This window comes from Prolixibacter sp. SD074 (genome assembly GCF_009617895.1).
Classification (GTDB): domain Bacteria; phylum Bacteroidota; class Bacteroidia; order Bacteroidales; family Prolixibacteraceae; genus Prolixibacter.
This window is the reverse complement of record NZ_BLAW01000001.1, coordinates 182,415-201,595: the sequence shown is the minus strand read 5'-3', so window position 1 is coordinate 201,595 and position 19,181 is coordinate 182,415. Positions and strand designations below refer to the sequence as shown.

Below are 19,181 nucleotides of genomic sequence, written 5' to 3'. Positions count from 1 at the left end.
TAGCGGTCATACTAAGATAGCACCGTATAAACAAATGGATAAAAAATATAGACAAATGAAACAGATAAAACTTTTTACATTGCTTTTTGCAATTCTTCTCGGACAGACAGTTGTTGCTCAAAAGGAATTACCAATTATCAAAGCAAATTCTACAAGCGTTGACATTAGGGAGGACAATATAATACGAAAAAATGCGTGGCGAATTGTTCCAGAAGAAAAATTAGACATTTATACAACTTCTGCCAAAAAAGTTACTTTTTACACAGACATAGATTCTATTTCTTTTGAAATTGACCCGAAAAAACAATACGACTTTGTTATTTTGCTTAACGAAAAAGATTCTGCACGAACACAGATAAAATATGAACCTTCACGATTAGACATTTTGAAAAGTGCAGGAAAATATAATTATTCCGACAATCGTTTTATTCCAAAATTCTCATATCAATCGGCAGATAACCCCAACTTACAAAAAATCAGAAAAGACTTAAAATTGGATTCTATCGCAGGAAAAGGAAGCGAACTTTCTAAAATTTTCAATCTGCTTCATTGGGTTCATAATACAGTAAAACATGACGGAAATAGCAATAACCCAGAGAATAAAAATGCTATTGATTTGCTATCTGTTTGTAAAACTAAAAATCGTGGAATAAACTGTAGAATGATGGCAACAATGCTAAATGAATGCTACTTAGCTATGGGGATTAAATCAAGATTTATCACCTGTATGCCAAGAGAAACTGAATTTAATGATTGTCATGTAATAAATATGGTTTACAGTACAGAATTGAACAAATGGATTTGGATTGACCCAACATTTGACGCTTATGTAATGAACGAAAAAGGACATTTATTAGGAATACAAGAAGTTAGAGAAAGACTAGTAAAAGAACAACCTCTGGTTCTTAATGCAGATGCAAACTGGAACAGAACAGATTTACAGACTAAAGGGCATTATTTAGAATATTATATGGCTAAAAACCTTTATAGACTTCAAGTTCCATTAATAAGTGGTTACAATACTGAAACTTCGGAAAACGGAAAAGAAATAACATATATTGAGCTCTTACCTTTAGATGGGATTGAGCAAAATCCGCAAAAAAGAGAATTTACAAATAATAAAACAGGAGTGAAATATATATTTTATAAGACAAATAATCCTGATTTATTTTGGAAAAGGCCTGAATAAGAATGTACGAACGCACAACCGAGTAGACTGAGGGTGTCCGAAAAGTTGAATTGGAAAAGTGTTTACTTTCAAATTGAAAGCAATCTTGGATTTACCCCTCCAAACCTCCCCTAAAGGTGAGGCTTAAAGTCCCCTTCAGGGGATTTAGGGGTAAATAACTAAAGCTGTACTTACAATTTGATAGTTCTGAAAATGCTCTTTGGACTTTTCGGACACCCTCAGGCCTCTCACATTTACCCTGTTAAACAATATCGTTTTCACAGGGCAAGCCGTGCGTACGCGAGTCTCGCCCATGAGCGTATACGGTAGTTAGATACGTATCAGCTTAATGCTCTTTTTCACCATTACGCCTTCGTTGTAATTTAAAAATAGGGCGGCGCCGAAGAAAAAATAATGATAAAATTAATTCAAAATAAAAATTGTGTTATTTTCGTATTTTTTTATTGTGTTGGCGTTAAAACTATTAAAAATTCATTGCCAGCCTTTGAAAAATTAGTTAGCAATTTCAGGAGGTAATAAAGTGCAGTTGTCAATTTATCTATTACCCATAGCAGGACTTATCATCGGTATTCTAATATCTTTAATGGGTGGGGGCGGAGGAATATTTTATGTTGGAATGCTGACAGGATTGTTTGCTATTTCAATGGATCAGGCTGTGTCTGTATCTCTTGCAACAATTATCCCGACAACCCTGGCTGCTTCAATAAGTCACTACAGGGCAGGAAATGTAAAGCCCAAAACAGGATTTCTACTTGTGGAAGGCGGAATTGTCGGAGTAGTCGCCGGTTCCTATCTTGTCACAATTATTCCGGTAAAAGTTCTTAAAATAATATTTGGGATTTTTCTTCTATTCATGGGAACCAGAATGGTGATTTCAAGAAAGAAAAAGCAAGTCAAAGAAGAAATATCAAAAAACGGACACCCCGAAGAACCGATTGCCAATGAAAGTAAGCCTGTTTCAAAGCTTTTTATAGTAAAAGGCTTGGTATTTGGGCTACTTGGCGGGCTGATGTCAGGTATGCTCGGTGTAAGCGGCACGCCTCCAATCCTTGCAGGACTGTACAGCATGGGCCTTTCCTCTTTGGAGGTAGTGGGCACATCAGTCATGGTACTATTTTTTATAGCTATTACAGGAGTCGTGACCCATAGTGCATTTGGAAGTCTGAATTGGCTCCTGGTAATCCTGCTTGCATCTGGCACTATAACCGGTGCAATCCTCGGACCTCTACTTGGTAAGCGGATAAACAAAAAAGCTTTGGAAAAATTCTATGACCCGTTTTTTATCGTATTTATTATATTAATGGCAATCTCGATGTTCTTCTAATATTTTTCACACTGGCAGGGAACGAATAACCTGAAAATAAATAGTTGAGTCATACAGCAGCCTTTGTTGAAAACATTTCTGACATCTAGTTTTAACTCAAACTTTACCGAAGATTGAAAGGTTTCGTGTTCCTTTATATGGAATGATTTATATTAATGCATCTTTGTTCCACATAATGTGCAAAAAGTGGAAACCGTATTTGCTTTCAAGCGTTTACAAAACAAGATTTAATAATATGCTTACCAAGTTTAAGGCAAAATAAACAGTCGTATGAACAAAAAATTCCTGCTCCTGGCCTTTTCGGGAATGCTGAGTTTCTCAGCGATGGCACAAACCGGTGATGACAACAATCTGTATGTTGAGCCATCCAACCGGCCCCCGGAACCTTTTCTCTTCTCGGTTTCAACACTTACTCCGGAGGATCACGCCTGGAGTGTGAACTATTCCAGCAGCTACGGCAAGCGCTCCGAAGAACTTTTTGGCTACGAGGGCGTTGGCCAGCAATTCGCCCTGAAAGGCTACTTAGGCCATCGGTTCACCTTGTACGTGAATGCCGCACTGGGCTTCCAGGCCAACGAGAATGTTGTCAGTTCACAACAAGCGGAGATCATCCGTGATGTCATCGGAGGAAAGAAAGCCAGTGGATTGCGATTGGGGGCCGGTTTGGGATTGCAACGCGACTTCAGCAACGTCACCTCGGCATTAAGCCGGATAACTGCATCCTGGGAAGCATCCCGCTGGGACATCGGTGGAAATGTATTACTGGAAAAGGCATTTGCCAGCAACCGCGATAAGATTGACATCCTGACAAGCCTGGGTGTCCAATATCGTTTGTTAGGCAGTTTGTACGGAGGAGTCGAGGCTGTTGGAGAAGATTTGGAAGGTATTTGGGATCCGGAAGAAGCCGAAGGTGGCGCCAAAATACTGGTAGGTCCCTCACTCAACCTGGTCCCCAACGCTTCCCGATTTTCCTTTTCGCTCTCAGGCGGTCCGGTCATGTATGCCTCCCGCAGCAACGAGACGAATCCGGCAGCCATTCGGGAACTCCCGTCTCAGGCAGGTTTAATGGTACGCGCACGAATTGTCTTTAATCTTTCAGGTAGTTAAAATCAGGTAGTTAAAATAATTTCAATTGATGAATCACTTTTACAAAGCCGGAGTCATCCTGGCTTCCATCATTATTTCATTATTTCAGGGGAAACCGGGCTCGGCACAAACGCCAGGTCCCACCGGGCAGTCAAAACAGGTTTTGTTACCTAATGGATGGAAACTAAGCCCGGCCGGAACGGCTTTAACTCTTGGCGACTTGCCGCTCAACCTACAAGTCAGTCCGTCGGGGAAATACGCGGCTGTGACGAATAATGGACAAAGCACACAAACCGTCCAGTTAATCGACCCGAAGCACGAGAAGTTGCTCGACACGAAAGTGGTTGGAAAATCATGGTACGGCCTGGCCTTTAGTCATGATGAGAAGCACTTGTATGCATCAGGAGGATATGACAACCTCATCCTGGATTTCCATCTGCAAACCAACAAATTAAGTATTCCCGACACCATTCGTCTGGGTAAACCATGGCCCAAAGGCAGAATTTGTCCTACCGGTATTGCGGTTAGCAAAAATAATCAGCTCCTGTACACCGTCACAAAGGAGGATAACCGCATTTATGTGCTTAATCTGAAAACAAAAAAAGTAATCAACAGTGTTTCCTTACCGGGAATAGCTTATTGCTGCGTGTTGTCGCCCGACGAAAAAAAATTGTATGTTTCGTTGTGGGGGAAGAATCATGTGGCCGTTTTCGATACCGCAAAGAAGACGATTTCAGCAGAAATCAAAACCGGGAGCCATCCCAATGAGTTAGTCCTGAACCGGAAAGGAACGATCCTGTATGTAGCTAACGCGAATGACAACACCGTTTCGGTTATCAATACCCGCAAAAACAAGGTGATCGAAACACTCTCGGCGGCGCTCTATCCAACCCGTTTGACAGGCTCAACGACTAATGGAGTTGCTTTGTCGAAGAATGAAAAGACCCTGTACATTGCGAATGCCGATAATAATTGCCTGGCCGTTTTTGACGTTTCCGAGCCGGGAAACAGCGAGAGCAAAGGGTTCATCCCGGCGGGCTGGTACCCCACCAACGTGAAAACACTTGGCAATAAAATTATGGTCACCAACGGCAAAGGCTTCTCATCGACGGCCAACCCGGACGGTCCGCAACCCGTATCAAAAAAAGACGACAGCGGTTATCAGCATGGGGGTTCAGCGAAAAAGCATGTGCAGTACATTGCCGGCTTATTCAAAGGGGCTCTCTCTTTCATCGACGATCCAGATGAAGCAATTCTGGAGAAATACACCCGGGAAGTTTATGCCAACACACCTTTTAACAAAGAAAAAGTGAAAGACGCGCCAGGCCAAAAGGGAAATCCCATTCCCCGGGAAAAAGGAGACATCTCTCCCATCAAGTACGTTTTCTACATCATCAAGGAAAACCGGACCTACGACCAGGTAATGGGTGATGTAAAAAAGGGAAATGGTGTTGATTCTCTTTGCATTTTCGGGAAAAAGGTAACTCCCAATCATCACGCCATTGCCAACGATTTTGTATTGCTTGACAATTTCTACACCGATGCCGAGGTAAGTGCCGACGGCCACAACTGGAGTACGGCCGCCTACGCCACCGACGTGGTCGAAAAAACCTGGCCAACGTATTATGGTAACCGGGGTGGAACCTACGGCTACGAAGGACAGATGAAAGCCAGCTACCCGCGCGACGGGTACATCTGGAACTATTGCCAAAGGGCCGGAGTGAGTTACCGCAGTTACGGCGAGTTCTGCAACATGGGCAAAACATCGTTGAAAGCTTTGAACGGACACGTGTGCCCACAATCACCCGGCTTCAATCTGGACATTAAGGACCAGGTACGGGTAGATGCCTGGATGCACGATTTCGATTCACTGGTTACCCGCCATGCTGTTCCGCATTTCAACACCATCCGGCTGTCGAACGACCATACCAGCGGGCAACATCTGGAAAGTATTGCTCCACGGGCAGCCGTTGCCGACAATGATTTGGCGCTGGGCCGTTTCCTGGAGCACCTTTCGCACAGCCCCATCTGGAAAGAGTCGGTAGTTTTTGTGTTGGAAGACGATGCGCAGAACGGTCCCGACCATGTGGATGCACACCGCTCGCCGGTATTTGTAGCCGGCCCGTATGTGAAACGCGACACGGCCATTCACGACATGTACTCTACCTCGGCGGTGCTGCGGACCATTGAGTTGATTCTGGGCCTGCCGCCCATGAGCCAGTACGATGCTGCGGCCACTCCGCTCTACAAGTGTTTCACCAATCACCCCAACTTCATGCCCTACGTTCATAAGCCGGCCAACATCGACCTGAACAAGCGCAATGTTGCCGTTAATGCCAGTAGCAAACTATCGGCAACATTCGATTTTTCGCATGAAGATGCTGCTCCCGATTTGGCCTTGAACGAAGTAGTTTGGAAAGCCGTCAAAGGGGAAAATTCCGAAATGCCAACCCCAAGGCATAGTGCATTTGTTGTTCCGGTGAAGCAGGATCATGACGATGATTAAAATAAAGAATATTGACATTTGAACCGGACTAAAAAGAGATACAGTGATAGACTTTTTCTTTTGGGGCGATTCAAATCATAAGGACTTTGTATCATGATTAGTTTATTCCCTCTCCCGCAGCTGTTCCCAGTGTTCAGTAATTACGAAACTTTCATCCAGATTCTCACAAATCTCTTCGAATAGAGGATAGGTCAGGGTCATCGAGGTGATGTCTTTAGAAATTCTATTTCGTTTAGAAATATCATGAAATCCCCATACTGCTTTTTTTTCACCTTTTTCTGCATATAGTATCGGAACGGTAAAAACTGACATACAGGCCGAAGCAAACTGAGTGACAATTCTTTCTTCTTGTGGAGCTTCAAAACAAATAAGATTTTGTAGCGCTGAAACCTGGTCGGCATTGACAAAGAAAATGATCAACTCCGGTTTTTCATCATCAGAAAAAAATTCCAGGGGTTTGAAAACAATGGCACCTTCCCTGTGCGGATTACGACGGTAAGCTTCCAATAATTTCTTTGCCATCGCCGGCGTTTTTATGAAGCGTTCAGGTTCCCTTCCCATAACGCATTCGTTGGAAAGATATTTTTCAATGCCATCAAAAATCCAGTCGGTATAACCCAGATAAAATGCCGAGCAGGGAAGTCCGGTGGTATTTTTATCAAATGCAAATATTTTTCCTTTGGCGCTGTTGTATGGCATCATGGCTACGCAACCAGCACCTTCTTTTTTAAAATGGAATGCATCTTCGGGTAACTTTTCCGTGAGAAGCACGCCCACCGGGGAAAGGCTCATTCCCAGTTTTGCCTTGATGTCTTGACTTAGTGATTTGAAATCCTTCATGATTAACCTTTTTATTTCTGGAAACTTATGAAATCCCAGTATTTGTAAGTGTCAAGTTTCACAAGGTTGTTTATGAAAACTCGAATTATAATTATCTTCAAATTTAGTATTTTACATTAAAGTTCTAATGGATTTTGCTAAGTACATGACAAAAATATATGTACCTGAAAGTGCGCTGGAGTTATATAAAGAGCCTTGGCAAATTGAAACAGCCACCGGCCCTTCAAAAAGGTAAACCCCTGAACGCCACTTCCGGTAATATTCTTCCAGTGATTTAAAAAGCCTGTCGGGTAGGGGAAGTTCCCGTTGTTTGTTCCCTTTTCCGGCGATTTTAATGACACTTCGCTTCCGGTCAATGTCTTTCAGCCGGATGTGCAGCGGTTTAAGAAAGCCACCTCCCCGGGTTGGTGATCGTTTACTGTATATTATGATGACGTGGAAAGGGAAAGAAAGAGATTCGATTGAAAAAACATAAAAAAACCGCATTAACCCCTATTTGTGTAAAACCCCGATGAAACAGGATTTGAGTGCCTGGCTGATCAGACTTCCAGTGGCAGCAAAACTGCCTCTACCCGAAGGTAGAGTGAGGCCTGTCTTAACAGTCATAAGCTTACTCGTTACTATTAATAACGTTGAGTTTACCAATGTACAGGAATTAATGCGGAAAAAATTATTTCATTTTCAATGAACGTTCTTGAATATATACTTCGAAAGTACACCGCATCTCCTAATTTTCCAAGCATTCGGAAGCTTTTTTATGCTCCGGTTCCATATTCAGAGGTAAACCTATCTGATTCTTAAATCATTGAGAATGCCTGTTTTGCAATATTTCACTATTATGTTAATACAACTGATGTAATGTTCATAAATTCAGCATAATGCGTCGATGTGTTAGATTAAAGTATAATGAGTGGTTTTTTTTTTGCAAAATTTATTTTGAGCAAGTGAAAATCATTTCTACATTTGCAGCACTCAAAATCAACGGAGAGGTGGGTGAGTGGCTGAAACCAGCAGTTTGCTAAACTGCCGTACGGGTAACCGTACCGGGGGTTCGAATCCCCCTCTCTCCGCCACAGTTTTAGATTCCTTCGGGAGGTCACATACGATTCGGGGTGTAGCGCAGTCCGGTTAGCGCACCTGCTTTGGGAGCAGGGGGTCCCAGGTTCGAATCCTGGTACCCCGACTGATTGAAAATAAAGGAGTTATGTCACTGTGCATAACTCCTTTTTTATTGTTGGTTTAACCTTTCGGTGGAGTGGGAACACATTTAAAACTCCCCAACCAAGCCGGCCGGGGGATATATTGTCTGATTGTCTTGTTCGCTTTATTTAATCGGTATGGCTGTATACTCCGATTTAGTGTTTCCTCCGCGGGTTACGTAAAAATCAATACGTCCCAGCAACAAACCTGCCCAACCGACCTGGTTCACCAAAATTTGTTTGTTGGCTTTGTTCGTATGCATTTCCGGATGTTTGAGGAAAGTATGTGTATGTCCGCCGATAATCAGGTCGGTTGTATAGGTATTATCAGCAATAACCTGATCGCTTACTTTGTTACTCCGGTACTTATACCCCAGGTGTGAGAGACAAATCACCATGTCTGCGCCCTGCTCTTCCCGCAAGTATTTCTCCTGTTCCAGAGCAATCTTCAGCGGATCAAGATAACCGGTTTTCCCAAAGTTATCGGGAGCCACCAAGCCATCCAATTCTACACCTAGTCCGTAAACACCGATACGAAGCCCTCCCCGCTTGAATACTTTGTTTGGAATCGTTTTCCCGGCAAGGATGGTATCGGAGAAATCATAATTTGAACAGATAAAAGGGAATTTTGCATGTGGCAACTGGCTATCGAGACCTGCTAAACCATTGTCGAACTCATGGTTTCCAATGGTCGCGGCATCGTAATTAATTTCACTCATCAACTCAAACTCGATTTTTCCTTTATAGAAATTGAAATAAGGTGTCCCCTGAAATACATCACCGGCATCAAGCAACAGTACGTTGTCTTCCTCCTTTCGTATCTGGTTAATTAATGCACTACGGCGGGCAATTCCTCCTTCGCCAGCATGCCGCGGCGCATCGCCCGGAAATGGATCGATATGCGAATGCCAATCGTTGGTATGCAGAACCGTCAGTTTTGTGTAATCATCGCTTTGCGCAGCCAGCGAAACAGCAGCGTCTCCCAACAAGCTGACACCAACCGAGCCGGCAGCCAGATTTTTAATGAATGTTCTCCTATTTTGCATGATAAATCCTCCCGTCAAGTTTTGATGTTGCCATTTTTCCGTCCTCACCCAATTTTCGCATGTGAGCAATAATCATATCGCGCAGTTTTACGCCGGTATTCACCCGTTGCAGATTTTTCGACAACGATTTACTACCGTCACCTCCGTCAGCAAGGTAATCGCTGGTTACCATCCAATACAGGTTATCATTATCAAGTGGTTTTCCATCAACCATACATTTAATCGCTTTATCCTTGCGGATACCAAACCGCATTCCCGCAACACCTTCACCACCTCTCGAGGCCATATGGTTCATCAGGCGACGAAGGTCACTGCCTTTCAGCTTTAGCAGGACCACTTCATTTTCAAATGGCATTAGCTCAAAAATACTTTTTACAGTCACTTCTCCTTTCGGAATGGGTGCCCGAAGACCTCCCCGGTTCATATAGGTCACCACGGGATGAATGTCCGGATATTTCTTTTGACACAATGCTTTTCCTTCGGCCAGGACCAAATCGGAAACAAAATTCCCCAACAGGCTCTCCGGCCGACCGGTAAACAGATCTTCTGAAGCCACACAAAGTCTTTGCGACATTTGTGCCTGGAGGCTATCCCGGTAAGGTTTAATTTGAGCTTCAATTTTTGGAGCAGCCGATAGCTTAAGTGTGGAATCCAGTTTTATATTTTGGTACCGCACCTGGTCAATCGTTGCGGTATGCTGCTTACAGGCTGCAAGAGCCATTGCAAATACCAGCAACAAAAAAAACTTCTTCATTTTTGCAATTTTCATTAGTGGTTAAGACTTGATCCTTTTAATCGCGTTTCAAAATAACAAAACATTCGCTAAACCATTTATGGAGCAAAGAGTTTAATTAAAAATACCTCAGCGAACATATAGGTTTTGTCTGAATCAGAGGTTATTTTAGTGAAATGTGAAGTAGGATTAAAAAAGGCACCAACCTGATGTACAAAACAGCTCCCGATCAACCATCCATTTTCATTCGTATAACTATTCATACCATCTTCATTTTATTTTGGTTCGGTAGCAGTTATGCCCAAAATTCCGGTTACCCGGAAGTAAAAGCTAAGAGAGGAGACGGAATATATAATTTACTTGAACGAAATGGTTTACCTGTCGGTGAATACCTGGATAAGTTCATCGAACTGAATAAATCGAAGTTGGGCCCGAACAATTCGCTTTACGAAGGACGAAGTTACTTGCTCCCGGTGGCTACCTTATATGCAGAAGAACCACTTTTCGGGAAGGAATATGAGAAGGTCCGTATTCAGGACAGAAAACTGAAAGGCGCCGTATTTTACCTGGTGAGTGGTCATGGTGGCCCCGATCCGGGAGCGATGGGAAAAATTGGTAAGCATCGGTTAACTGAAGATGAGTATGCGTACGATGTAACATTGCGTCTGGGCAGGGCATTGCTTCAACACGGAGCCAAGGTGCACTTCGTCATTCATGACCCGAAAGATGGAATCCGCGATGACCACTACCTGGAGAACCGCTCGGATGAGTATTGCTATCCACATCAAAAAATTCCACTTGACCAAAATCAGAGGCTTCGCCAAAGGGCTGCCACCGTAAATGAACTCTACCGAAAAGATCCTTCAGCGAAATATAAACGTTGTATTATCATTCATGTTGATGCGCGAAACCGGCACAGGAACATCGACCTCTTTTTCTACCATTACGAAAAGAGTAAAAGTGGAGAACAACTGGCCGAAGCGATGCGACATTCGATGATGGAGAATTACAAGGAAAACCAACCCAACCGGGGATACAATGGCACGGTATCGAGCCGGCGGCTATACATGCTGACACGAACGAATCCAACTGCCGTGTACATTGAAATGGGAAACATTAATCATACACGCGACCAGCAACGGATTATATACCCAAGTAATCGTCAGGCACTGGCCGATTGGCTGACCGAAGGCATAGTGCAAGACTACCAATCGCGTCAATAAATATCGAGAGGGAACATGAATAACGAGCTAAATAAACCGGTTTTACTCTATGATGGTGTTTGCAATTTATGCAATGCTTCCGTGCGGTTTATCCTGAAATACGAAAAAAATCCCCGCTACCGGTTTGCGCCGCTACAAGGCGAGTTTGCTTCAAAAGTCCGCTACCAATATTCCCTTCCGGAAGATGCGGACAGCGTGGTTTTAATCGAAAATAATCAGATTTTTACCGCATCAACAGCAGTACTTCGAATCGCTAAATACCTGAAAGCACCCTGGAATTGGCTGGTTATTTTCGAAGTATTACCAGTTTCCTTTCGGGATGCTGTTTACCATTGGATTGCCAAAAACCGGTATCGCTGGTTTGGAAAGAAAGATTATTGTGAAATGCCCTCACCGGAAGTAGCCCACCGGTTTCTTAACTGAAAAACAGGATCACTAAAGTTCCAGTTTTCCGCTCTCGTATTGCTTGTAATAGTGTGCCAAATGCGCCAAAAACTGGCTAAACATTTTCACCGAAGCCAATGTTCCCGGCGTCACCTCCTCGCCTTTCAGCTTTAATAACAATACTCCGTAAAGCGCATTCAAGCTGGTTTCAACATCATTTTCCCCGGCGCCTCCGGCTTTCGCCGAAAACTCGTCAATAAAGGGTTTCGCCTGACGAAAGTGCATATCATATTGAGGAAACTGACCGCTCTTCATCACCAGCAAATGAAACTCATACAAATCGTTCACCTGATTCCGGTTGATCTGCAAATGCCCACTTTTCCTGACATTCTCGCGCTCCATCATCAGGATCAGATTCTCGTACCAACCGGCAATCTCTTCCCGCTCCTCGTTTTTACTGTCAAACTTGTCGACAATGTTTTCGCGGATACGGGCCATGTCGAACTGATGCGCCCGAATCAAATCTTCCACCTGCCACATGTAGAGGATGTACTCAACGATATTCTCTTTGCGTTTTTGACGAGCAATTAACATTGAACAAAAAATATTTAATGCTGATTTGAAAATAGCCTTAAGAAACGTCTGAAAATCATCGGTTCCCTTTCAACCGGTCGATATCGCGGCGTTCTTTTTTTGTTGGACGTCCGGTTCCGCGTTCCCGCTCGAACCAACCCATATTTCTCTGCATTTCCATAATTTCCAGTTCCGAAACCGGAGTAATATCCTCCATATACTCCGGAACCAGTTTAGCTCCCATCCGTTTCCCGATTAGCTGTTTGACTTTGTATGAATAAGTCACCGGGCTTTTGCGGACCTTCACCACATCACCGGGTTTAATCACGCGTGATGGTTTCACCGGTTGCTCATCTATAGTCACACGTCCTTTCTTGCACTCCTCCGTAGCGATGCTTCGGGTTTTAAAAACCCTGACAGCCCACAACCATTTGTCTATGCGAACCTGTTCTTCCATGATGCAAAATTAATAACTGGAGAAAATAATTCCGGCAAAGTTCACTTGTTGTTGAACTGGCTCATTGTCCGGGCCACGCCTATGGTAGCAAATGATTTGATGATATCGATGCAAAGTTCGATGCGTTTGGGAAGTATCTTCTCCTCTTCCGGTGACCACTTTCCCAGAACATAATCGATCTGGTAGCCTTGCTGAAAATCGTCACCAATACCAAACCGTAAACGGGCATAATCCTGTCGGCCCAATACCTGGTTGATGTTCTTCAAACCATTGTGCCCGGCATCGCTCCCTTTGGCCCGCAAACGGATTTTCCCCAGCGGCAACGCCAGGTCATCGACCAGAATCAGCACCTTGTCAACCGGAATTTTCTCCTTCTGCATCCAGTAATGCACAGCCCTGCCACTCAGGTTCATATACGTAGAAGGCTTCAGGAGAATGAAGGTTCGCCCGGCATGTTTCATCTCAGCGACAGCGCCATAACGCTTATCGCTAAAAGAAATATTGGACACTCCGGCGAGAGCATCCAATATTTTAAAACCGATATTGTGTCGGGTATTTTGATATTCTTCCCCGATATTTCCTAAACCTACTATCAGGTACTTCAAAACACAATTGCTTTATTAGTTTCCGCCTTTGGCAGCTGCAGTCAGGGCCGCACGAGCTGCACGGGTAATTACTACGCTGGCTACCGGAACTGATTTATTATTCAGAATTTCAAGGCCGTCAACCTGGACATCGCCAACACGAACACTTTCACCTAATCCCAACTCAGTTACATCGATATTAATGGTATCGGGCAGGTCTTTTGCCAAACCTTTCACACGCAATACACGAAGGTTGGTTTTTAAACGTCCACCTTTCTGAATACCTTTTGCGAAACCTGTCAGTGCAACAGGAATATTGATTTTAAGCGGCTTATCTTCAACAACTTGGAGGAAGTCGATATGCATAATCTCATCAGTTACCGGGTGGAACTGAATGTCCTGCATACTAGCCCGATATTTTTTACCACCAATTTCAATGTTAATCAAATAAACACTGGGGGTATAGATTACGTGACGGAATTCGGCTGCTTCAGCTTCGAAATGAACAACTTCCCCGCCACCATAAAGTACGCAAGGAACTTTACCTTCGGCGCGCAGTTTTTTTGTCTCTTTTTTTCCTACTGCTGCACGGGCAGTACCTTTTACTTCAAACGTTTTCATCGTAAATTAATTAATTTTTTAAGTGCTTACTCAGATCTCCCTCCTTTCATCAGGAAGGCATCCGCATCACACCAGTAAAGGTATGCTGCAAAATTGGGCGCAAATATAGCAAATAATCACATAAAATCTTCACGTAAGAAGAATTTTCGCACATCTTCATCGGTAAGTTATTTCAACGGATTACTATATTCAATTATCATTAAATGAACGAAGTACTAATCGATTCGTTCTTGTACACTTTCTGAATAACGTCAGCAATCAGTCCAGAGCAGGAAATAATCTTAATCTTGTCTGACTTTTTCCTCAACGGGATGGAGTCGGTAAAATAAATTTCATCCAGATCCGATTTGTCAATGCGTTCGTATGCAGGGCCTGAAAGAACCGCGTGGGTTGCAAAGGCACGTACGGTGTTAGCTCCCTTCTCTTTCATCAGATTGGCGGCTTTAGTAATGGTCCCGGCCGTATCAATCATGTCATCAATAATAACGACATCTTTACCTTTCACGTCACCAATAACGGTCATATTACCCACCACATTAGCCTGGCTGCGCGATTTATGGCAAATCACCATATCGGTTCCCAGGAATTTGGAATAAGTGTTAGCACGTTTGGTCCCCCCGACATCCGGAGATGCCACCACCAGATTCTCCAGGTTCATTTTCCGGATATGCGGAATAAAAAGCGTTGATGCGGTCAGGTGATCAACTGGCACATCGAAAAATCCCTGAATCTGGTCGGCATGCAAATCCATGGTAATCAACCGGTCGATTCCGGCGGCTGAAAACATGTCGGCCATCAATTTGGCGCCGATTGAAACGCGCGGTTTGTCTTTCCTGTCCTGACGGGCGTATCCGAAGTAAGGAATAACCGCAATAATTTTGTAAGCCGAAGCCCGTTTGGCAGCGTCAATCATCAGCAACAGTTCCAAAATGTTATCAGCTGGCGGAAAAGTCGACTGAACAATGAAACAGTGCGAACCGCGAATGGTCTCTTCGTAGCACGGCTCAAATTCGCCGTCTGAAAAAACCGGGCAAGATGAGCGGCCCAGGTGCAAACCGGCACTACTGGATATTTTTTCTGCTAAATAACGGGTTTGGGTTCCTGAAAAGATTTTGATGGGAGCATTTCCAGCCATTTCCTCGGATTTTCAAGTTTGAAGTTGCATGTAGTTCAGGTGCGCAAATGTAACAATAATGCCTCAACTACGAATTGGGAAAAATCACTTTTTATCAAAAATATAGCAAGCCGAATGTATCCGGCAAGCGTTGCTCAATTATTCGTAGCTACCGTCATTAAGCTGCTGGATAAAGTTCAGTACCTCGTCTCTTCCTGTTTCCGAAGTAGCCGAGGTAACGAAAAATGGAGGCATCTCTTCCCAGCTCTTCAGCATTTCTCGTTGGTAAGCAGTCAGGTTTTTGTCTACCTGCATTTTTCCCAATTTGTCTGCTTTAGTGAAAACCATGGCAAATGGAATTCCGTTTACCCCCAGCCAGCTCATGAAATCCATGTCAAGCTCCTGCGGTTCCAGTCGCATATCAATTAAGACCATAACACAGTAAAGATTTTTCCGCGAAAGCATATATTCCCGGATAAAACTCATCCACTTGGCCCGTTGATTCCGCATTACCCTGGCATAACCGTAACCCGGCAAATCGACCAGGTACCATTCGTCATTTATCAGAAAATGATTAATAAGCTGGGTCTTGCCGGGTTGGGTAGATGTTTTGGCAAGTTTTTTATGATTGGTCAACATATTAATCAGCGAAGACTTTCCCACATTGGAGCGGCCAATAAATGCATATTCGGGCCGATCGCTTTTCGGGCATTTTGCCGGGTCGGTATTACTAATAACAAATTTGGCGCTTTTTATCTGCATAAGTCAATCGTGATTAATATAATAAAAGAAGAAGGGAAACATTTGTCATATTTTCCCTTCCTCATATTTTACTTTATAAAAACTTCAAGCATTTTCACCTTCTGCCCTTCTTTGGGTACCAGGATGAAATTACTGACCGAGGCCGGCACCAAAATGGTTTCTCCTTTCGAAACCTCCATGGCCTTGTCTTCACTCCAGCTGATGGCATAATTTCCATCGAGACACATGTAAATGATAAACGAATCGAGATCGTTGTAATCCATCTCAACTGAATGTGTCAGCGTCAGCAAATTGGTCGTAAAATACGGGCAACTGACTAATTCAGAAGATTCGTTATTGTGAGCATGATAATGTGTCCGGTACTCTTTTTCAAAAGTGTAATCGATGGCATCCAGGGCCAAATCCGTATGAAGTTCGCGGGTATTTCCCTTATCGTCTTTCCGGTTATAGTCATAAATGCGGTAAGTCACATCCGATGTTTGCTGAATCTCAGCCACCACAATCCCTCTCCCGATGGCATGAACACGGCCGGCTGGCATGAAGAAGACATCACCCGCTTTTACCTTTTCGGTATTGAGGATTTCCATCAGGGCATTTTTTTCAAGGTGCCTGAGGTACTTTCCCTGGTCGACTTCCTGGTTAAAACCGGCAATCAGCTCAGCGCCTTCATCAGCCTGAATCACATACCACATCTCGGTTTTACCGAAAGCATTGTGACGCACTTTCGCCATCTCATCGCCCGGGTGCACCTGAATAGAAAGATCATCGTTGGCATCGATAAACTTGATGAGCAGGGGAAACTCGATTCCGAATTTCTCATAAACTTTCTCTCCCACCAGTTCGCCCATGTAAATTTCGACAAGCTCTTCCAGGTTATTCCCTTCCAGAAATCCGTTCGCTACTACCGAAATTTCATCCTGAACCCCGGATATTTCCCATGATTCCCCACAATTTGGCAACGGTGAAAATTCCTTATTCAGAAGTTCCTTCAACTTCTGTCCACCCCAAATTTTGTCTTTGTAAATCGGTTTAAACTTAAAAGGATACAGCTCTTGCACGTCTTACGCTTTTGGATGTTAACTATTCCGTTTATTTCTATACGGAATTCAAATTCGAAATCGGCCTGTCTTCCCACAAAGGGATGAAATCAGAAGTTAAAATCAACGGCAGCCCGTTCGGTAGTCAACTCTTCCACCAGGCCAATAACTTTCAAATGCTCCGGATGAACGCGATAAACATCCAGGCCGGCTATATTTTCGAAATGAGTAATCAGGCACATATCGAATGATGGTGCATCCAGTGTATAGTGCGGATTCACTTCAATATGTTTCAATTCTGAAATTTCATTTTTTAAATTAAGAAGAGCAGCTGTCAACTTTTCAATTGCCACTTTTTTAGCCGACGGCGAATCAAAATCCTTGAATTTAAACAGCACGGTATGGTTAATCATAACAGCTATGGGTTTTTTATTGTTGTTCCAAATTTCTTTTGCGAAATTAATACTTTATAATTTCACAGCCGCTTTTTTTTAAAGGCAGCGTAAATGATCCTTCAGATTTAACAAAGATTGATATATTTGGTTGCATCGGGCAAAGGGCTGATTGATGCCATATACTCAACAATTAAAACGCAAACATGCTTGTTATTGGAATTGCCGGAGGAACCGGCTCGGGAAAAACAACCGTTGTAAAAAAAATTATTGAACGTCTTCCGGAAGGCGATGTGGAAGTTCTGGCACAGGATGCCTACTACCGTGACAATAGTGATATTCCGTTGGAAGAACGACAAAAAATTAACTTTGACCATCCCGATGCCATCGAGTTTGAATTGCTCGCCGAACATATTCGCCAGCTGCGAGAAGGAAGCACGGTAAAGCAGCCCATTTATTCATACCTCACGTGTACACGTGCCGAAGAAACCATTCCGGTGAGTCCGAAAAAAGTAATTATTGTGGAAGGAATTCTTTGTCTGGCCCCCAAAGAGCTGCGTGATTTAATGAATATTCGGATATTTGTGGATTGCGAAGCGGATTTGCGACTTTCCCGTGTCATCAAGCGCGATATCATCGAACGTGGACGAAATGTAGCTCAAGTGCTTGATCGATATGAAAAAACCGTACGCCCAAGTCACCTGCAATTCATTGAGCCCACAAAACGTTACGCTGATATTATTGTTCCGCAAGGCGGACAAAATACAGTAGCTATCGACATCATTACCCAATTTATTGAAAAACACTTGAACGATAACGCCTAAAACCAACCAGCCATGCTCGATCACCTCAAACCTGAACACGTACTCTACCTCGACATCGAAACGGTCCCATTGACCAAATCACTGGAGGAAATGCCCGGACGCCTGCAGGAACAATGGGCCAAAAAGGCAGGAAACATTGGCTCGGATGAAGATTCACCCGAGAGTTTATTCCAGCGTGCCGGTATCTATGCGGAATTTGGAAAAATCATCTGCATTTCAGCCGGGACCATTTATCGGAAGGCCAAACAACGGGTTTACCGGGTAAAATCGTTTTATGGCGACGACGAAAAGCAATTGCTGATTGATTTTGCCGATATGCTGGATAAATTCACCGCCAATCCGGCACATAAACTTTGTGCACACAACGGGCAGGAATTTGATTTCCCGTGGATTGCACGCCGTATGCTGATTCATGGTCTTAAACTTCCCAAAATACTCGATATCGCCGGCGCCAAGCCATGGGAAATCAAGGACATGTTAATTGACACTATGCAGCTTTGGAAATTTGGTGACTACAAACATTACACGTCACTGAACCTGTTGTGCGCCGTTTTCGATATTCCAACGCCAAAAGACGACATCGATGGAAGCCAGGTGGCTGAGGTTTATTATGAACAGGGAGACCTGGAACGAATTGCCCGTTACTGTGAAAAAGATACGCTTGCCGTTGCACAGTTATTGCTTCGTTACAAAGGAGAACCGCTGATTGCCCCGGACAGTATCGAATTGGCTTTACCAAACTAAAACAAAAGCCCACCTAAGGCCCTCTCTTTTGGGGGCTTATATCGACAAAATAAATTTTTACACTTTTCGCATACGATCCATTTCCCGTTTGGCATCTTTCTTTTTTAGCGTCTCTCGTTTATCATGCAGCTTCTTTCCTTTCGCCAGGGCAATTTCCAGTTTGGCCAAACCCCGATCGTTAATAAACAGCCTGGTGGGAATAATCGTTAAACCCGATTCTTTTGTCTTCCGCTCCAGTTTATGCAACTCTTTCTTATTCAACAACAACTTACGTTCGCGTCGTGTTTCGTGATTATAATGCGTACCGTAGGCATATTCAGCAATATGCAGGTTCTTTACATACAGCTCTCCCTTCATAAAATAACAGTAGGCATCGGACAGACCGGCTTTCCCCAGTCGTATCGACTTAATCTCGGTGCCCAATAAAACCAGTCCGGTTACGAATTTATCGATAAACTCGTACTCAAAACTCGCCCTACGGTTCTTGATATTTATTTTTTGTTGTAATGCCATCGTTTTCCTTTGATAGTAAATTGCATAATT

20 protein-coding genes and 2 tRNA genes are annotated in these 19,181 nt (G+C 43.5%); 10 read left to right on the top strand and 12 right to left on the bottom strand.

The window, feature by feature from the left end; genetic code table 11:
• Positions 1–55: 55 nt before the first annotated feature.
• The 4 genes from GJU82_RS00955 to GJU82_RS00940 all read left to right on the top strand — a co-directional run bounded on the left by GJU82_RS00955 (position 56) and on the right by GJU82_RS00940 (position 6,105).
• Positions 56–1,189: a transglutaminase-like domain-containing protein gene (locus GJU82_RS00955; protein ID WP_153630440.1), complete on the top strand. Its 1,134-nt coding sequence runs from the start codon at positions 56–58 to the stop codon at positions 1,187–1,189.
• A gap of 526 nt (positions 1,190–1,715) precedes the next feature.
• Positions 1,716–2,513, top strand: a complete 798-nt coding sequence (locus GJU82_RS00950; protein ID WP_153630439.1) for a sulfite exporter TauE/SafE family protein — start codon at positions 1,716–1,718, stop codon at positions 2,511–2,513.
• Between the two features lie 270 nt (positions 2,514–2,783).
• Complete coding sequence (locus GJU82_RS00945) at positions 2,784–3,620, top strand: hypothetical protein (RefSeq protein WP_153630438.1); 837 nt, start codon at positions 2,784–2,786, stop codon at positions 3,618–3,620.
• Between the two features lie 28 nt (positions 3,621–3,648).
• Positions 3,649–6,105 (top strand): bifunctional YncE family protein/alkaline phosphatase family protein, encoded by a 2,457-nt coding sequence (locus GJU82_RS00940; RefSeq protein ID WP_153630437.1) that lies wholly within the window; start codon positions 3,649–3,651, stop codon positions 6,103–6,105.
• A 102-nt stretch (positions 6,106–6,207) separates the two neighbouring features.
• Here GJU82_RS00940 and GJU82_RS00935 read toward each other — a convergent pair whose 3' ends face one another.
• Entirely contained in the window at positions 6,208–6,945 is a 738-nt protein-coding gene (locus tag GJU82_RS00935; RefSeq protein ID WP_153630436.1) for a DUF169 domain-containing protein, read from the bottom strand.
• Between the two features lie 983 nt (positions 6,946–7,928).
• Between GJU82_RS00935 and GJU82_RS00925 the strand changes: the two genes are divergently transcribed.
• Positions 7,929–8,018: transfer RNA gene (locus GJU82_RS00925), tRNA-Ser, on the top strand.
• A gap of 35 nt (positions 8,019–8,053) precedes the next feature.
• Positions 8,054–8,128, top strand: a tRNA-Pro gene (locus GJU82_RS00920).
• Positions 8,129–8,269: 141 nt separating this feature from the next.
• Here GJU82_RS00920 and GJU82_RS00915 read toward each other — a convergent pair.
• Together GJU82_RS00915 and GJU82_RS00910 are read right to left on the bottom strand one after the other, a co-directional pair.
• On the bottom strand, positions 8,270–9,190 hold the full coding sequence (locus GJU82_RS00915; RefSeq protein WP_153630434.1) for a bifunctional UDP-sugar hydrolase/5'-nucleotidase: 921 nt from the start codon (positions 9,188–9,190) through the stop codon (positions 8,270–8,272).
• A complete protein-coding gene (locus GJU82_RS00910; RefSeq protein ID WP_194830924.1) occupies positions 9,180–9,944 on the bottom strand; it encodes a 5'-nucleotidase C-terminal domain-containing protein in 765 nt (254 codons plus the stop codon). Before GJU82_RS00910 ends, GJU82_RS00915 begins: the two co-directional genes overlap by 11 nt.
• A 188-nt stretch (positions 9,945–10,132) precedes the next feature.
• Between GJU82_RS00910 and GJU82_RS00905 the strand changes: the two genes are divergently transcribed.
• Together GJU82_RS00905 and GJU82_RS00900 are read left to right on the top strand one after the other, a co-directional pair.
• Entirely contained in the window at positions 10,133–11,146 is a 1,014-nt protein-coding gene (locus tag GJU82_RS00905) for an N-acetylmuramoyl-L-alanine amidase (RefSeq protein ID WP_153630432.1), read from the top strand.
• A 15-nt stretch (positions 11,147–11,161) separates the two neighbouring features.
• Positions 11,162–11,569 carry a thiol-disulfide oxidoreductase DCC family protein gene (locus tag GJU82_RS00900; protein ID WP_153630431.1) on the top strand — a complete coding sequence of 136 codons (408 nt, stop codon included), beginning with the start codon at positions 11,162–11,164 and terminating at the stop codon, positions 11,567–11,569.
• A 12-nt stretch (positions 11,570–11,581) separates the two neighbouring features.
• On the opposite strand, the gene GJU82_RS00895 is transcribed toward GJU82_RS00900, so the two are convergent.
• The 8 genes from GJU82_RS00895 to GJU82_RS00860 form a co-directional block, all read right to left on the bottom strand.
• Positions 11,582–12,124 carry a DUF4924 family protein gene (locus tag GJU82_RS00895; RefSeq protein WP_153630430.1) on the bottom strand — a complete coding sequence of 181 codons (543 nt, stop codon included), beginning with the start codon at positions 12,122–12,124 and terminating at the stop codon, positions 11,582–11,584.
• A gap of 55 nt (positions 12,125–12,179) precedes the next feature.
• Positions 12,180–12,560, bottom strand: a complete 381-nt coding sequence (locus tag GJU82_RS00890) for an RNA-binding S4 domain-containing protein (protein WP_153630429.1) — start codon at positions 12,558–12,560, stop codon at positions 12,180–12,182.
• A gap of 41 nt (positions 12,561–12,601) precedes the next feature.
• Positions 12,602–13,165: an aminoacyl-tRNA hydrolase gene (pth, locus tag GJU82_RS00885; protein WP_153630428.1), complete on the bottom strand. Its 564-nt coding sequence runs from the start codon at positions 13,163–13,165 to the stop codon at positions 12,602–12,604.
• A gap of 15 nt (positions 13,166–13,180) precedes the next feature.
• A complete protein-coding gene (locus GJU82_RS00880) occupies positions 13,181–13,765 on the bottom strand; it encodes a 50S ribosomal protein L25/general stress protein Ctc (RefSeq protein WP_153630427.1) in 585 nt (194 codons plus the stop codon).
• Positions 13,766–13,964: 199 nt separating this feature from the next.
• Complete coding sequence (locus GJU82_RS00875; protein ID WP_153630426.1) at positions 13,965–14,900, bottom strand: ribose-phosphate pyrophosphokinase; 936 nt, start codon at positions 14,898–14,900, stop codon at positions 13,965–13,967.
• A 138-nt stretch (positions 14,901–15,038) separates the two neighbouring features.
• Complete coding sequence (gene yihA, locus GJU82_RS00870) at positions 15,039–15,641, bottom strand: ribosome biogenesis GTP-binding protein YihA/YsxC (protein WP_153630425.1); 603 nt, start codon at positions 15,639–15,641, stop codon at positions 15,039–15,041.
• 68 nt (positions 15,642–15,709) lie between these two features.
• Positions 15,710–16,699: a type I phosphomannose isomerase catalytic subunit gene (locus GJU82_RS00865; RefSeq protein ID WP_153630424.1), complete on the bottom strand. Its 990-nt coding sequence runs from the start codon at positions 16,697–16,699 to the stop codon at positions 15,710–15,712.
• A gap of 89 nt (positions 16,700–16,788) precedes the next feature.
• On the bottom strand, positions 16,789–17,091 hold the full coding sequence (locus GJU82_RS00860; RefSeq protein ID WP_153630423.1) for a Dabb family protein: 303 nt from the start codon (positions 17,089–17,091) through the stop codon (positions 16,789–16,791).
• Positions 17,092–17,276: 185 nt separating this feature from the next.
• Between GJU82_RS00860 and udk the strand changes: the two genes are divergently transcribed.
• A complete protein-coding gene (gene udk, locus GJU82_RS00855) occupies positions 17,277–17,894 on the top strand; it encodes a uridine kinase (RefSeq protein ID WP_153630422.1) in 618 nt (205 codons plus the stop codon).
• 12 nt (positions 17,895–17,906) lie between these two features.
• Positions 17,907–18,638, top strand: coding sequence for a 3'-5' exonuclease (locus tag GJU82_RS00850; protein ID WP_153630421.1), 732 nt, complete (start codon positions 17,907–17,909; stop codon positions 18,636–18,638).
• A gap of 57 nt (positions 18,639–18,695) precedes the next feature.
• On the opposite strand, the gene smpB is transcribed toward GJU82_RS00850, so the two are convergent.
• Positions 18,696–19,151 (bottom strand): SsrA-binding protein SmpB, encoded by a 456-nt coding sequence (gene smpB, locus GJU82_RS00845; RefSeq protein ID WP_153630420.1) that lies wholly within the window; start codon positions 19,149–19,151, stop codon positions 18,696–18,698.
• Positions 19,152–19,181 lie beyond the last annotated feature (30 nt).